This window comes from Companilactobacillus hulinensis (assembly GCF_003946555.1).
Taxonomy (GTDB): domain Bacteria; phylum Bacillota; class Bacilli; order Lactobacillales; family Lactobacillaceae; genus Companilactobacillus; species Companilactobacillus hulinensis.
This window is the reverse complement of the sequence record NZ_RHOO01000002.1, coordinates 95,968-109,837: the sequence shown is the minus strand read 5'-3', so window position 1 is coordinate 109,837 and position 13,870 is coordinate 95,968. Positions and strand designations below refer to the sequence as shown.

The window sequence follows — 13,870 nt, the reverse complement described above, 5'->3', positions numbered from 1 at the left end:
ATTCACCATATAAAAAGACTGGTCAAAAAGACCAGCCTTTACCCTTCAACAAAGTTAGATAAAATTCCATTTATGAAAGCCTTTGAATCTTTATCGCCGTAATCACCGGCAAGTTCAATGGCTTCGTCGATCGCAACCTTTTTTGGAACCTCAAGACTATTTTGCATTTCAAACAAACTGACTCGTAAAATCACACGGTCAATTCGTGAAAGACGCCCAACAGTCCATTTATTCTTCAAATGCTCAGATATTTCTTTATCTAATTCATCTTGCTTTTCACTTGTTCCCGAAACTAAAAACTTCAAATAATCAGGCACATCTTGGTCTTCTAAGTCGGAAAGCTCCATTACTGACGCAATAGCTGTGTCTGGATCATCTTTGGTAGTCTCAATGGAAAAAAGTGTTTGAACAGCAAGTTCTCTAATATTATGTCTATTTATACTCACTAGTATTATTCCTTTTTATCCGTTGTTACACGTTCTAACTCGCCAGATTCCTTCTTAGCGATTAAACCTACAACATGCACGTTAATTTCTTTCAAAGCCAAATCGGTCATGAATTCAAGTTGTTCAATGGCTGATTTTTGTATTTCTAATGATACTTTAGGAATTGATACGCCGTATTCTAAATAGACGAATACATCTGCAGAAATCTTATCATCATCAAAAACCACGTCGACACCTTTCCCATGATTGATTATACCAAAAAGTGAATCAATCCTGTTGGAAAGGGTACCGCGCATTTCATAAACACCTTCTACTTGATTAGTAGCGATGCCTAGAAGGATCTCAATAACTTGATGTGAGATTTCAACATTACCTTTTACTTTTCCACTATCTTGTTGTAGAGAAACATACTTTTGTTCAGCCATAAACTTATCTCCATAATCAAAAATTAGTTAGCACGTGAAATATATGTACCATCTTGAGTGTTGATTGTTAGCATATCTCCTTCGTTAACGAAGAATGGTACTTGAACAACAACGCCAGTTTCCATAGTAGCTGGTTTTGAACCACCTGATTGTGTATCACCTTTAATAGATGCTTCAGTTGATGCAACTTTCAGGTCTACAGTATTAGGAAGATCAACACCAAGTGTTTCACCGCCATACATCAATACGTTAACTTCCATGTTTTCTTTCAAGAACTTCAATTGTTCAGTGATTTCTTCTTGAGGAAGTGAAAGTTGTTCATATGTAGTAGTATCCATGAACACGTAGTTTGTACCTTCAGCGTATAGATATTGCATCTTCTTGTTCTCAATATTAGCTTTTTCAACTTTAGCAGTTGATCTAAAAGTCATTTCTTGAACAGCACCAGTTCTCAAATTCTTTAACTTTGAACGTACGAATGCACTACCCTTACCAGGCTTAACATGTTGAAATTCAATAACACGCCAGATTCCGTCTTTAACTTCGATTGTCAAACCATTTTTAAATTCATTTACTGAAATTGACATTTTCATTCTCCTTGATATTAAACGTTAAAAATACTTCATTTATTATCTTACCAATATTTCACTATTAATGACAATATCTCTAGCTCATTATATAAAAAAAAGAGGACAATGTCCTCTTTTTAAGTAAGATATAAGAATTAGTAAACTGAAACTTTCTTTCTATCTCTGCCAAGTCTTTCAAACTTAACAACACCATCTTTAAGTGCGAACAATGTATCGTCGCCACCACGGCCAACGCCTTCACCAGGATGAATCTTAGTTCCACGTTGTCTGTAGATAATTGAGCCAGTTGATACGGCTTGTCCATCAGCGCGCTTTGCACCTAATCTACGACCAGCTGAATCACGGCCGTTAGAAGTTGATCCACCACCCTTATGGTGAGAGAAAAATTGTAAATTCATTTTAAGCATGAGATTTACCTCCTTAAGCAAGATCTATAATTTTATTTTTTGTTTGAACAGTAATGTTCTCTGGATAACTACCTTGGATATCCTTGAGGATATAAAATAAATTATCCAGTAGTAAAGCAGTATCATGCGATACAGCTTCATTAAAGCGACAGCCCAAATGGCCGCCGTTGACCTCATCAAGTACAACCTGAGGACTGGCCTTAGTAAGCTTCTCCAGATTGTTGATTGTTCCAATTGTTACTGCCGAAACAGCTGCACAAACTAAATCTTGACCATAAGGTCCTGAGTCAGCATGTCCTTTAATCAGAAATGAATCAATCTGTTGTTTGTCATTCTGGTGAAAACTTGCTCTAATCATAATTAACCTTTGATACTGTCGATAAGTACCTTAGTATATGGTTGGCGGTGACCTGTCTTAGTATGTGAATGCTTCTTAGGTTTGTATTTGTAAGTAACAACTTTCTTGTCCTTACCTTGTTTTTCAACTTTACCTGTAACAGAAGCACCCTTTACTACAGGGTCTCCAACTTTAACACTGTCTCCGTCAGAAACAAGAATTACATCGTCAAATGTAACAGCGTCCCCTTCTTTAACATCAAGTTTTTCAATAAAGATTGAGTCATTTTCTTCAACCTTATATTGCTTACCACCAGTTTTAATAATTGCGTACATAGTGTGTACACTCCTTTCTAAGACTCGCCAGTTAGGTGCCGAAGCTTTAACCTAATTTTGAGCGGTTGTAGATGCAATAGTGATTGCAACTAATAAAATATAGCAAATATTAAGATCTTTTTCAACTATTATTAATAAGTTTTCCTATAGACCACTTACCTTTATTGATGATTACCCACAATAATAGCAGCCAACCGAGCAGACTTAATCCCATCGCAACTTTCGCCAAAGTACTGTATTGATAACGTAGTTGGACTATATTGGCTCCAGGTTGTGATTTTATCTTGACCGTACCACGATCAGTATTCGTTGATTTAACATCTTCATTATTTATTTGAACATTCAAGCCGTGACTATAGATAACCGGCACATCAATAGTTGAAGATTTGGAATTATAATACTTAAATTCGAAGAAATTAGAGGTTGTGGTATACGATACTCGTTCTAATTTTCCATCAACCAAAAAGTCTTTTAAGTTATCTTGATGATCAAAACTTTTCTTTGGATAATGTACGATCATTGAATCATTTGATGAAATGGTATCATTCAACATATTTCCAGCTTGTTTTGGAAAATTAACATAAAATACTGCGCAACTTATTATTGTGGCCAATAATAATACAATCAATTTTAGTAGAGGCGACTTGTTTTCAGTCAATTGTGTCAGCAAATAGCTGATCAATAAACAAATCAGAAAACTAAAAATCAACCAAAAATAAACGGTTATTTTACTAAAATCAAAATGTTTGAATAGTTTCCATGGAACCAAATCAGTCGAAAGAATTCCTGAAACCATAATGCCAAATGCAGTAAGTTTATAAATCAGATAACTTCTAGGAATCCACAAAACAACCACAGCTAGCAATAATGCTACCGCTCCATAAATCAAATAAAGATTTTGTGTACCACCGTAATAATTGGATAAATTGAAATTGCTCAATTGAATCATTGGTTTAAAACTAGCTTGGAAAAACTCATTGCGTTGTATCAACGGTATCGTATATCCCAACGTAGATATAATAGTTAAGACTACTGATTCTAACATTGTGATAATCATGTTCTTCCAATATTTCCAACTATGAGTTTCTCTATAAACCGCCGCTAGTATTATCAAAATTAGGCTGACTAACATAATAGCAATCGACATCCACGGACTAGTTAATGCAATCAAAACTATTCCTAGAGTATAAAGTGGCCAATCTGAGAAAAAGCCTTCTAACATTCTAAATAATCCATAAAAAACTAATGGCATAAATATCATTAACAAATAATCTGATAATTTCCCGCTTAATACTATATTAAGCCTTGTCAATGAGAGTGTATAAATCATTGCAAATATAAAAGACTGCAGTGTATCATCGGACAATTTAAAAATGAAATAATACGCACTGAGCATTGTCATCAATGTAATCAGCCCAAATGACAATAAATATCCCAGCAATGGAGATTCAATTTGAAATAACGGCCAAAAGACAATTGATGTTACCCACGGGACGAATAGATTTACCTGACTGCCATTGTGACCCCAAAAATTAAAATTAGTCGGCGAGACAATTATATTGTTCAAGCTATTAATACGCTGGATATCAAAAATCAGATTCCAGCTTACCTTCCCATATACTGAGAGCATAACCGTATAAATAATGCTGATTAAAATAAAAGTTGTTCCTAAGATAGTTCTTTTCCAAGCTTTGCTCGACATTTTTAAAACCTCACAGAGAAGATTATCTCTAATTATACTAAAAAAGGATTGAGACTACACAACTGTCCCAATCCTAAATAATATTCAAATGTTATATGCCTACTGAAGATACTAGTAGGAGTGGACCAAAAATCAATAAAACGAATACTGCTGCTAGAAACGAAAATGCAGTTTTGCCTTTTTTCATATCTAGCTTAGTAAAAATTCTAGTTATTAAAACTAAAAGAGCAATTAACCCAATTCCAGTTGCAACTCCTACAAAAGTGCTAACAACATTAAGTTGAGTCAATACAGATACAATTAAATCAATGATTATAAAAGCAACTGTTATAAAAAACGAATACTCCCTTTTCAAGTACCCCACCTCTAAAATCCTAAGCATTACTAAATAATGCTTAAACTTTAAGCACAACGTGTTTATTGTAAAATGAAAACACGAACATTGCAATATTATTTTTTTCATGTGTTTTCAAAAGGCCTTTGTATAAGTAATTATATACAAAATCTTTTTTTACAACTTATAAGTTTGCCAAGGAAGATTTTTAACCCATTCATGATCGATCAATGAAACACTGCTTATATCATTTGAGTCCAATTTCATAACCAACTGATTATTATCAAAGAGCGGCCATTCAAACTTTATGTCATCATTGTATGGTTTTGAATTCAAAATATAATCCATAATCAATTGACCATAATATTGACGGTTCCTACGGTATTCAATATTCAGCTTATCCTTTTGAATAGATAAGTATCCGATATTACCACCGTGTCTGCCATCAAAGACTGAGAAATAATTTCCGTAAACATCCCCCTCATTATCTGAAAGAAGACGTTCAGTCTTAAATGATGGCAAACTATACATTGCTTCGCCGATCATTCTCACTAAAGCCGCCTTTTGATTCCCAGAATCCGGCAACTGCTCCAATAATATCTTGGCGTTAGATCCAAATAGGTCTTCACATACTTTTGTCTTTAAAGTAGCCAAATCATATTTATTTAATAATACCTGCTCGTTGGTACCGGCGCTGATAAGCGACTTAAAATCAGTCCTTTTAAGTCTATTGACTAGTGTATTAGACCAGTTGTCTGAAATTAAATCATTATCAATTACAGGCCCAAACCAGTTAGTTGGAATATGACCCTTAGTAGCATTAACCTGAACTGTCAACAGTCCATCATCGGTTAAATTAAAAAGCTCCTGATCATTAGAAATACTACTTACATCACAAAATCTTTTAGTAACTTTTTTAGCAGTACTTAAATCTCTAATTGTCTGAACGGATCCACTAAATAAAACAATTTTCTTTATATAATCCGGCAATTCAGAGTTAGAAGCCATCATGGCAGAGATAGATTTTGCACCGGCAGATAAACCTACCAGATTAATATTATCAACATCGCCACCAATTTTTTGAGCATTATCAATTACCCATTGAAGTGCCAATAGCTGATCAGATAACCCAACATTAGTATCGCCACCATCAACTACTGACCAACCAAATAATCCAATACGATAATTAGGCATCACGTGAACAATCGGTTCCTTATCCAGCCATGGCATATTCTTTGTGGCATTGCCACCATTTATGAAACCACCACCAAATAATTCAATAACTATTGGAAACTTTCCATCAACACTTGGAGTTGAGATATCCAAATTAAGACAATCTTCGCCATAAAAAATATCTGACTTTTCTAGAGCACTCTCTTGCATAGGTTGAGTTCCAGTGTGAATTGCAAAATTAACTTTTTTTAAATCATTAGAGATATACTTTTCTGCGCGTTTAAATCGTTTAGCATACCCAAATGGGACACCACGAAAATTAACATGACTGTTTTGTTCAAAGCCTTGAAAAGTGCCTGTAGTAGTTTCAATAACTTTCTTCATTCACAATCATCCCCTTTGCCTATAAATAATATCAATTCATTAATATTGTCTAACATTGTAGACTAATATTTTCTTCATAACAAGAATTGACTATATGTATATTTGTGATGAAATTTGTCATATTTGAGTTTTTGATTTTAGTATTTTAAGTTGATTTTTGTATATGCCTCATTCTTCCGCATAAAATCTCAAATTGAAGTATCAATAAAGTATTCCTTTTTGATCTAAGTAATTGTCGAAATTTCCACGTTTCATTTCTGCAATCATTATTTTTGTATAGATAATTAAATTTGTTATACTTCAAATAGTTAAGATATGTTTAAACATATACTAACTACTGACATAAATTTGACTGTTAATATTGGAGGTTACGATTATGACTTTAATCGAAGTTATCAAATCATTACTATCGCCCCGCAAGAATCAAGAATTATCAGTTCACGAAAAAGAAGTACTATCTGAATTACAGAACGAAAACAAAACACTGTTATTTGGAAATAAGTAACACTTATAAGAGAGTTGTGCCGTAACTACATAATTCACTAAAATTGCAGCGTCAAAGCGTGACACAACCTCTTTCATTTAATTACAAAAATCTGTGCATTTACTATGTAAATACGCAGATTTTTTAGGTTATATTCAGAAGTTAAACATGTTTTATCACGCTATCTTCCTATGATTAGTTTGATACTTGTATGATTACTTGTTCCCTCCACCGATAGTATAAAAAGCATCAATGTATTCATTAACTGAAATTTTGAAGTAATCCCGGTCGGCAATATGATATAGCTTATCGGTCGTTTCCCAGAGCGATAAATCCTTGAATTTGATTTCATCGCCATCGTTTTTTTCACCACTGGACTTAACTGAATTAATTCCACCAATACTATTAATCGTGACAATATTAGCTTGATCAGTATATTTCTTTGGTACGTATTCATTAGTGGCAATTTTGTACATAGGCAATCCATTAATTTGTTTTATTCCTGATGATTTCCAATTTGAGGTATTAACTAATTTAGAATTAGAACCAGGAACAATTTGTCCATCTGCTGTCCATCCGGCAATGCCGGATACAGGACCATCTTTAATAGTTATAACGTTTCTATTGGGCAATTGAGGCGTAGGATTTACTACTGTTTCTCCAATACCGTTAGCAATATCATTTGTTAATTGTTCTTGAGTAATTCCCCAAGTTGGTTTTAAATAACTTTGCACTGGATCCACATGATTGCCCCAAATATTGTTGGATATCCAAAGATGTGTTTTAATTCCGCGTTGATTGGATGTATCCAGTTCGACAGGAATGCCAAACTGTTTTGCCTTTGCACGGGCTAGATTGACAAATGTCGAATAATCTTTTTCAAAAGTTCCCTTGTCATAAGTTCTAGCAAGTTCAATCTGAACTGGTGAATTAGTATTTGCATAACTCCCTGCAGCCCACGCTACATAACCGTCAGATCCTACCTGGTAAATTTTCCCACCATCACCAACAACGTATTGAACATAAGTTTGAATCGTATTCACATTATTTTTAAAATAAATTGCGTTGTTCTTTGCACCAACATTAGTAGTCTCGTGAAGAACAATTAAATTATTAGCAGTTTTTTGATTAGAACCCTCATTCATGCTTAACATATATGTTTTATCTATATCAAATTCCATTATTTGAATTCCTCTGACATCATTATCATCTTTTGAACTCATTCGTGCAAAATAGAATACAAAAAAAGTCGACAAACGTTGTTTTACCAACATCTATCGACCCTTTTCAAATGTTTGCATACACCTTGGTATATGCACAAAATGTCGCAGGTGAGATTCGAACTCACGACCTACGGTTTAGAAGACCGTTGCTCTATCCAACTGAGCCACTGCGACATCACTCGTACTATTATAGGGAATATCCTATATCGTTGTCAACGGAAAAAATGAAAAATTTGATTTTTTTTATTTCCATAGCAATAACAACTTTTAGAACAAAAAAGAGACTGATTAACAGCCTCTAAATATTATACACTACGATATTGAATTCCGACATCATTAATTGGCAAAGATTCTTCCGCATCCTTAACAAGGTCTGTTAGTAAGTTAGAATTCATGGGTGAAATCCCAAATATTTGCTTCTCTATCGTCGTCTGCAAAGTTAAGTCAAAACTACGCATAACGATTGAAGATTGATCCAGCAGACTATTATTAACTACTACCAGGCTTCTATATGTGTTTTTATCATATCGTTTGTTAAACTCACCAATAAAGTTCTTGAGAATTACACTTTGCATAAACTCACCTCAAGAACTATTATACGAACATATGTTCTAATTAGCAAGAATGATTTTTATAAAATTAATAGAACAACTCTTTACATGCGTTGGAAATGGCTATCTTAACATGCTCATATGTCAATCCACCTTGGATATAAATAATATATGGAGCACGCATAGGCCCATCGGCTGAAAATTCAACACTAGCACCAGAAACAAATGTACCTGCAGCCATAACAACTTGGTCTTCATAACCAGACATTGGACTTGGTTCTGGAGAAACGTTTGAATCGATTGGTGAAAATTTCTGAACAAGTTTGGCAAATTTGACCATCTTATCAGGATCGTCAAAGTTAATGGTCTGAATCAAATCAGTTCTATCTTCATTCCATTTTGGTGAAACATTTAATCCCATTTTAGCAAACAATGCTGCTTCAAAGATAGCACCTTTTATGGCGTTACCCGTTACTCTTGGGGCAAGGAAAAATCCTTGGAATATTTCTGACAACCTACCAACAGTTGCTCCCTCAGCAGCACCTATACCAGGAGCCGTTAAGCGGTAACTAGCTAATTCAACCAAATCTTTTCTACCAACAATATATCCACCAGTTTTTGCGAGACCACCACCAGCATTCTTAATTAATGAGCCTGCCATAATATCGGCACCCACTTCTGTAGGTTCACTTGTTTCAGAAAACTCACCATAGCAATTATCAACAAAAATAATTGCATCTTTAGAAACTGATTTGATTTCTTTAATAATCTTGGCAATTTCATCAACGGTCAAACTCTTGCGTGTTGAATATCCACGAGAACGTTGGATAGCTACAACCTTAGGATTTTGTTCAATGATTTTCTTTTTCATTGTTTCAAAATCAACGCTGTCTCCATCCATTTCAACATAATCAAAACCAATTTGATAATCTATCAATGAACCACGTTTATTACCTGCAGTACCAATAACTTCTTGCATAGTGTCATATGGCTCTCCTGTAACGTACAGAAGATTATCTCCTGGTCTTAACATGCCAAATAATGCAACTGCCAAAGTATGTGTCCCAGAAACAAACTGTGGACGAACTAAAGCGGCCTCAGTGTGAAATACGTCGGCATATACTGCCTCTAGTTGATCTCTACCACGGTCGTCATCCCCATAACCAGTGGTTCCTAACAAACTACTCTCATCGATGCTTTCTTTTCTAAACGCTTTTAATACTTTATCTTGATTATCCAGAACACGATCATCAATTTCAGCAAGTTTGCCAGCTATTTGATTGTCGACCTGCTTAACTGCTTCTTTCAATTCAACTGGAAAATCATCATTCCACTTAGCCATTATGCCCTCCTAAAAATTTCATGATCCGTCTCTCAATTTTATCTTGATAGTCCGGCTCTTCACTAATATTATACCAATCCACATCCATCTGGTTACGAAAATACGTTAGTTGACGTTTGGCGAAATGCCTGGAGTTCTTCTTGATCTCATCAAGACATGATTCCAAACTGGCAGTACCCTCAAAATACGGAAATAACTCCTTGTAGCCGATTCCATTGTCTGCCTGCGGTATTTGGTCGCGATTATCATAAATCGGTCTCACTTCGTCTAACAAGCCCATATCGACCATTTTATCGACACGAGTGTTAATTCGATCATAAAGCTTAGTTCGATCATCGGTTAAACCTATCAAATAAAATTCAGCCCACTTATTGCCATTATCTTGTTCGGTAGCCGATTTTCCTGTAACACGATGTATCTCAATAGCACGGATCACCCTTCTAGCGTTTGAGGTATCAATAATATTCATCGCTGATGGGTCTTCATCTTTTAATATATCAAGTAATCCATCTATTCCAGACTCAGCTTCAACTTTTAATAACTTTTCTCTAAGTTCATCATCGCCTTCAGCGTTACCACCTAGATTTAAGTTCTTTATTAACGAATTCAAATAAAAGCCAGTCCCACCAACAACAAATGAATTCTTACCTTCATTTGATAATTCATTTATGACTTGTGTGGCTTTGACTTGAAAGTCTTTAACAGTATATCGATCCATTACATCACTTATATTTACCAAATGATGTGGCACCAATCTTAATTCTTCGGGCGAATCTTTAGCGGTACCAATATCCAATCCACGATAAATCTGCATTGAATCTCCAGAAATAATTTCACCATTAAATTTTTGTGCTAATTTTAACCCTAAAGCACTCTTACCAACAGCAGTTGGACCAACCACCGCAACAACTTTTTTCAAAAAATCGCCTCTCTACAATGTATTTTATAGATATTTTAAACGAAATAAGCCATAATGAGAATTAAAGATTAGGAGGTACATAATATTATGGCAAAGAAACAAAAACACTTACGTTTTGTTAAAGGATTCCTATTCGGTTCAATTACTACAGCTACTGCAGTATACGGCGCACTTCATGCATTTAAGAAGACTGTTATCGAACCTGAGGATGCTGAAAACGATCGTATTGAAGAAAACCGCCGCCGTGCAAACCGTAAAAGTTTACAAGCACACCAAGGCTAAATTTTACTAATTAAAAAGGAGACTTGACAGAATGTCTAAGTCTCCTTTTTTGTACTCTCAAATTCATCAATTTTAGAGTTTGTTAGTTTTCTTTGTTTTTCCTTCCCAATCTGAAAAACGTTCGTCTAACCATTTAACATTAGTAAAGCCCTTCTTTGAAAGCTTTACTGCCGCACGAATACTAACTGATTTACGATCTTCATAAAGATAAACTGGTAGATCTGGTCTAAGTTCATCTTCCTTATATTTAAGTTGAGTATAAGGCAAATTACGAGCACCTAAAATGTGTTTAGCATCAAAAGTATTCTTTTCTCTTAAATCAACGATTTGAGCTTTTCTCATTGTAGATTCAAACTCTTCTCCACTAATGCCGCCCTTGAGCTGTTTTGCTTTAACAAAGTAGTACAACCATGAACCGGCTAAGTAAACAAGATATCCGATAACAACGATGTACAAAATAGTATTAATAATTTGCATTAAAAAAACCCCTAATCAACTTTAATCAATGATGCTGCACCGATAACACCGGCACCGTTTCCAAGACTTGCAAGCTTAACTTCTGTTGAATCCTTGATAGTAGCGAATTCATTAGCACGCATAGCCTTTTCAACCTTTTTAAGTAAGAAATCACCAGCGGCTGAAACACCACCACCAATAACAACATACTTAGGATTCAATGAATTAGCAATGTTTCCAAGTGCAAATCCTAATGAATCACAAACATAATCGGCAACCATCAATGCAAGGTCGTCGTCTTTCTTAGCTAGATCAAATACGTCCTTAGCTGAAATATCTTGACCATCATCAAGCATTGCTTTTAACTCTGAATCACCAGCGTATTCAGAAGCACGATCTCTAGCAACGTGAACAATACCAGTAGCAGAAGCAATTGTCTCTAGACAACCTCTCTTACCACAAGTACACATGAAACCGTGTGGATCAACAGTAACATGTCCGATTTCACCGGCAGCCCCGTTAGCGCCATGAATTAATTGTCCACCAGCGATGATACCGCCACCAACACCAGTTCCTAATGTAACGAACACAACGTCGTCAGCATTATTACCAGCACCTTGCCATCTTTCACCAAGAGCAGCAACGTTAGCATCATTTTCAATAACTACAGGAATACCTGTACCAGCTTCAATATCACGTACAGGATAAACTTCGTTCTTCCAGTTCAAGTTGAAAGCACCTTTGATAGTACCTTCTTTGGCATTAATAGTACCAGGTGAACCTAGTCCAATACCACTGAATTGGTCAGCTTCCATACCGTACATTTTAATGTGATGGTTAATTGAATCGATAATGTCAGGGATAATTAATTGACCATCAGAAAGAATATTTGTTTCAATACTCCACTTTTGTTGAATTTCGCCTGCAGCAGTTAGGATTGCAAATTTAATTGTTGTACCACCAAGGTCAACACCGATTAATTTCTTTTCTGTCACTTTGATCTGTCCTTTTCTTTTTTTTCTTCTATTCTGTGCTCACGTTTTAAGACCAATTGAGCATTAATAAAAGTCTTTTTTTCTACCATTCCATTTTCATACAAGCGCTTAACCTCAATAGACATAAGCTCTATGTCCCACATCCTTTTACCGAGGTGAACATAGGTTCCATATCTTTTAAGGAGCTGTTGTACGTCATAGAGGGTTCTAAAGCTCATTTCATCCATAGACTATCATACCCTTTATATACATATAATAAGAAATAACAGCAATGATTACTAGAGCAAGTACACGAAAAATTAATTTTGGTCGTTTTATTCCAGGTAATCCAGCAGCTAATCCCACAAGGAATCCGCCAACTGCTCCACCTAAATGACCCCAAATATCGATTCCTGACATGGTTAAATCGAGCAACAAGTTAATGGCGATTAAACCCAAGAAGCTCTTACCAAGCTCGCCAAGAAAACGATTTTCTTTGTAAATAACAGCTAATGCCAAAAATGCCGCAAACATACCAAATAATGATGTACTAGCACCAGCGGAAATAGCATTATTAGATCCAAAGGCAAAACTTGCCAAATTCCCAGTTACTCCACTTATTAGGTAAATAACAAGAAATCTAACGTGTCCCACCATTGGTTCCAATATTTGACCAACATAATAAATAGTGAAGCCATTCATCAAAATGTGTAATACACCGATATGAACGAACATTGGCGTAATTAATCGCCACCATTGTCCTTCTTGAACTAAATTATTAGTTTTAGCACCAAATAAAACCAGTGTATTAACATTCTCAGAACCACCACTAATTGTTTCCGCCACAAAAACACCAAGTGTCAAAATTAGCAGAAACCAAGTAACATATGGTTTTTCTTGTTGATAACTCCTCATGTTACTTATCCTTAGAAACCGAAATAATCTGATCGATCGGCTTGTCTAAAACATAAACTGGCCATTGGGTCTTCAGATAATATTGACGCGATAAGGCTAAAGCAATTGTTTTAGTCGGATACTGAGATAAATAACGATCATAATATCCCGCTCCAAAACCAAGTCTGGCCTTTTGATCCTCTGAAAAGGCTAATCCCGGTGTAATTATAAGATCCGGTGGATTCAATGCATTATCTGTATAATCCTTAGGTTCTCTAACACCAAAAGAACTTGTCTTCAATTCAGTGTCTGCAGTATATTCTACGAAAGTCATGGAATAATCGCCAAAAGTCTTAGGAATATAGACTTTCTTGCCCATGTCCCAACATTTCTTAATAATTGGAAAAGTGGGAATTTCATTTTCAATACTCATTGTAATTCCAATTGTTTGAGCAGCTTTAAAACTAGGATCATCAAATAATTGAAGATATATCTCATTAATCTCTCGTTGAGCTTGATCAGATTTCATGAACTCATCCATAATATCGATCTGCTTTTTTCTGAAGCTGACTTTATCCAAAAGTTACCTCCCTAGTAAAAAAAAACAACAGG

At 35.2% G+C, this 13,870-nt stretch carries 20 protein-coding genes, 1 tRNA gene and 1 other annotated feature; of the genes, 2 read left to right on the top strand and 19 right to left on the bottom strand.

What is annotated here, in order from left to right:
- Window positions 1-38 precede the first annotated feature (38 nt).
- From nusB to EKM66_RS01685, 9 genes are all read right to left on the bottom strand, one after another.
- A complete protein-coding gene (nusB, locus tag EKM66_RS01725) occupies window positions 39-446 on the bottom strand; it encodes a transcription antitermination factor NusB (RefSeq protein ID WP_225426543.1) in 408 nt (135 codons plus the stop codon).
- Between the two features lie 5 nt (window positions 447-451).
- Window positions 452-871, bottom strand: coding sequence for an Asp23/Gls24 family envelope stress response protein (locus EKM66_RS01720; protein ID WP_125761057.1), 420 nt, complete (start codon window positions 869-871; stop codon window positions 452-454).
- A gap of 23 nt (window positions 872-894) precedes the next feature.
- Entirely contained in the window at window positions 895-1,458 is a 564-nt protein-coding gene (gene efp / locus EKM66_RS01715) for an elongation factor P (protein WP_125761055.1), read from the bottom strand.
- 137 nt (window positions 1,459-1,595) lie between these two features.
- A complete protein-coding gene (gene rpmA / locus EKM66_RS01710; protein WP_125761053.1) occupies window positions 1,596-1,868 on the bottom strand; it encodes a 50S ribosomal protein L27 in 273 nt (90 codons plus the stop codon).
- 13 nt (window positions 1,869-1,881) lie between these two features.
- The gene (locus EKM66_RS01705; protein WP_125761051.1) at window positions 1,882-2,226 is read right to left on the bottom strand and encodes a ribosomal-processing cysteine protease Prp; all 345 of its coding nucleotides are present in this window, start codon (window positions 2,224-2,226) and stop codon (window positions 1,882-1,884) included.
- 2 nt (window positions 2,227-2,228) lie between these two features.
- Window positions 2,229-2,540 (bottom strand): 50S ribosomal protein L21, encoded by a 312-nt coding sequence (gene rplU / locus EKM66_RS01700; protein ID WP_025024022.1) that lies wholly within the window; start codon window positions 2,538-2,540, stop codon window positions 2,229-2,231.
- A gap of 10 nt (window positions 2,541-2,550) precedes the next feature.
- Window positions 2,551-2,617 (bottom strand) — a sequence feature (ribosomal protein L21 leader region).
- 44 nt (window positions 2,618-2,661) lie between these two features.
- Window positions 2,662-3,762: a hypothetical protein gene (locus EKM66_RS01695; RefSeq protein ID WP_164505007.1), complete on the bottom strand. Its 1,101-nt coding sequence runs from the start codon at window positions 3,760-3,762 to the stop codon at window positions 2,662-2,664.
- 571 nt (window positions 3,763-4,333) lie between these two features.
- Window positions 4,334-4,597 (bottom strand): hypothetical protein, encoded by a 264-nt coding sequence (locus EKM66_RS01690; protein WP_125761047.1) that lies wholly within the window; start codon window positions 4,595-4,597, stop codon window positions 4,334-4,336.
- Window positions 4,598-4,753: 156 nt separating this feature from the next.
- Entirely contained in the window at window positions 4,754-6,133 is a 1,380-nt protein-coding gene (locus EKM66_RS01685; protein ID WP_125761045.1) for a carboxylesterase family protein, read from the bottom strand.
- A gap of 376 nt (window positions 6,134-6,509) precedes the next feature.
- Here EKM66_RS01685 and EKM66_RS12825 point away from each other — a divergent pair, with 376 nt between their 5' ends.
- On the top strand, window positions 6,510-6,638 hold the full coding sequence (locus EKM66_RS12825; protein ID WP_263854120.1) for a hypothetical protein: 129 nt from the start codon (window positions 6,510-6,512) through the stop codon (window positions 6,636-6,638).
- A 194-nt stretch (window positions 6,639-6,832) separates the two neighbouring features.
- On the opposite strand, the gene EKM66_RS01680 is transcribed toward EKM66_RS12825, so the two are convergent.
- From EKM66_RS01680 to miaA, 5 genes are all read right to left on the bottom strand, one after another.
- Window positions 6,833-7,891, bottom strand: coding sequence for a peptidoglycan recognition protein family protein (locus tag EKM66_RS01680; RefSeq protein WP_125761044.1), 1,059 nt, complete (start codon window positions 7,889-7,891; stop codon window positions 6,833-6,835).
- Between the two features lie 49 nt (window positions 7,892-7,940).
- Window positions 7,941-8,014, bottom strand: a tRNA-Arg gene (locus tag EKM66_RS01675).
- Window positions 8,015-8,145: 131 nt separating this feature from the next.
- Complete coding sequence (locus EKM66_RS01670; RefSeq protein ID WP_125761042.1) at window positions 8,146-8,415, bottom strand: hypothetical protein; 270 nt, start codon at window positions 8,413-8,415, stop codon at window positions 8,146-8,148.
- 64 nt (window positions 8,416-8,479) lie between these two features.
- Window positions 8,480-9,733, bottom strand: coding sequence for a methionine gamma-lyase family protein (locus EKM66_RS01665; RefSeq protein ID WP_125761040.1), 1,254 nt, complete (start codon window positions 9,731-9,733; stop codon window positions 8,480-8,482).
- Window positions 9,726-10,652 (bottom strand): tRNA (adenosine(37)-N6)-dimethylallyltransferase MiaA, encoded by a 927-nt coding sequence (gene miaA, locus EKM66_RS01660; protein WP_125761038.1) that lies wholly within the window; start codon window positions 10,650-10,652, stop codon window positions 9,726-9,728. The genes EKM66_RS01665 and miaA overlap by 8 nt, the downstream gene beginning before the upstream one ends.
- Before the next feature lie 87 nt (window positions 10,653-10,739).
- Between miaA and EKM66_RS01655 the strand changes: the two genes are divergently transcribed.
- The gene (locus EKM66_RS01655) at window positions 10,740-10,934 is read left to right on the top strand and encodes a DUF3042 family protein (RefSeq protein ID WP_076616047.1); all 195 of its coding nucleotides are present in this window, start codon (window positions 10,740-10,742) and stop codon (window positions 10,932-10,934) included.
- Between the two features lie 72 nt (window positions 10,935-11,006).
- Here EKM66_RS01655 and EKM66_RS01650 read toward each other — a convergent pair whose 3' ends face one another.
- Genes EKM66_RS01650 through EKM66_RS01630 form a run of 5 tightly spaced genes read right to left on the bottom strand, consistent with a single transcriptional unit; the run spans window position 11,007 to window position 13,838 of the window.
- Complete coding sequence (locus EKM66_RS01650) at window positions 11,007-11,411, bottom strand: rhodanese-like domain-containing protein (protein WP_125761036.1); 405 nt, start codon at window positions 11,409-11,411, stop codon at window positions 11,007-11,009.
- Window positions 11,412-11,422: 11 nt separating this feature from the next.
- Complete coding sequence (locus EKM66_RS01645) at window positions 11,423-12,385, bottom strand: ROK family glucokinase (protein ID WP_125761034.1); 963 nt, start codon at window positions 12,383-12,385, stop codon at window positions 11,423-11,425.
- Window positions 12,382-12,612 carry a YqgQ family protein gene (locus EKM66_RS01640; RefSeq protein ID WP_125761032.1) on the bottom strand — a complete coding sequence of 77 codons (231 nt, stop codon included), beginning with the start codon at window positions 12,610-12,612 and terminating at the stop codon, window positions 12,382-12,384. The genes EKM66_RS01645 and EKM66_RS01640 overlap by 4 nt, the downstream gene beginning before the upstream one ends.
- Window positions 12,605-13,279 (bottom strand): rhomboid family intramembrane serine protease, encoded by a 675-nt coding sequence (locus EKM66_RS01635; RefSeq protein ID WP_125761030.1) that lies wholly within the window; start codon window positions 13,277-13,279, stop codon window positions 12,605-12,607. Before EKM66_RS01635 ends, EKM66_RS01640 begins: the two co-directional genes overlap by 8 nt.
- 1 nt (window position 13,280) lies before the next feature.
- Window positions 13,281-13,838 carry a 5-formyltetrahydrofolate cyclo-ligase gene (locus EKM66_RS01630; protein WP_125761027.1) on the bottom strand — a complete coding sequence of 186 codons (558 nt, stop codon included), beginning with the start codon at window positions 13,836-13,838 and terminating at the stop codon, window positions 13,281-13,283.
- Window positions 13,839-13,870: the final 32 nt, after the last annotated feature.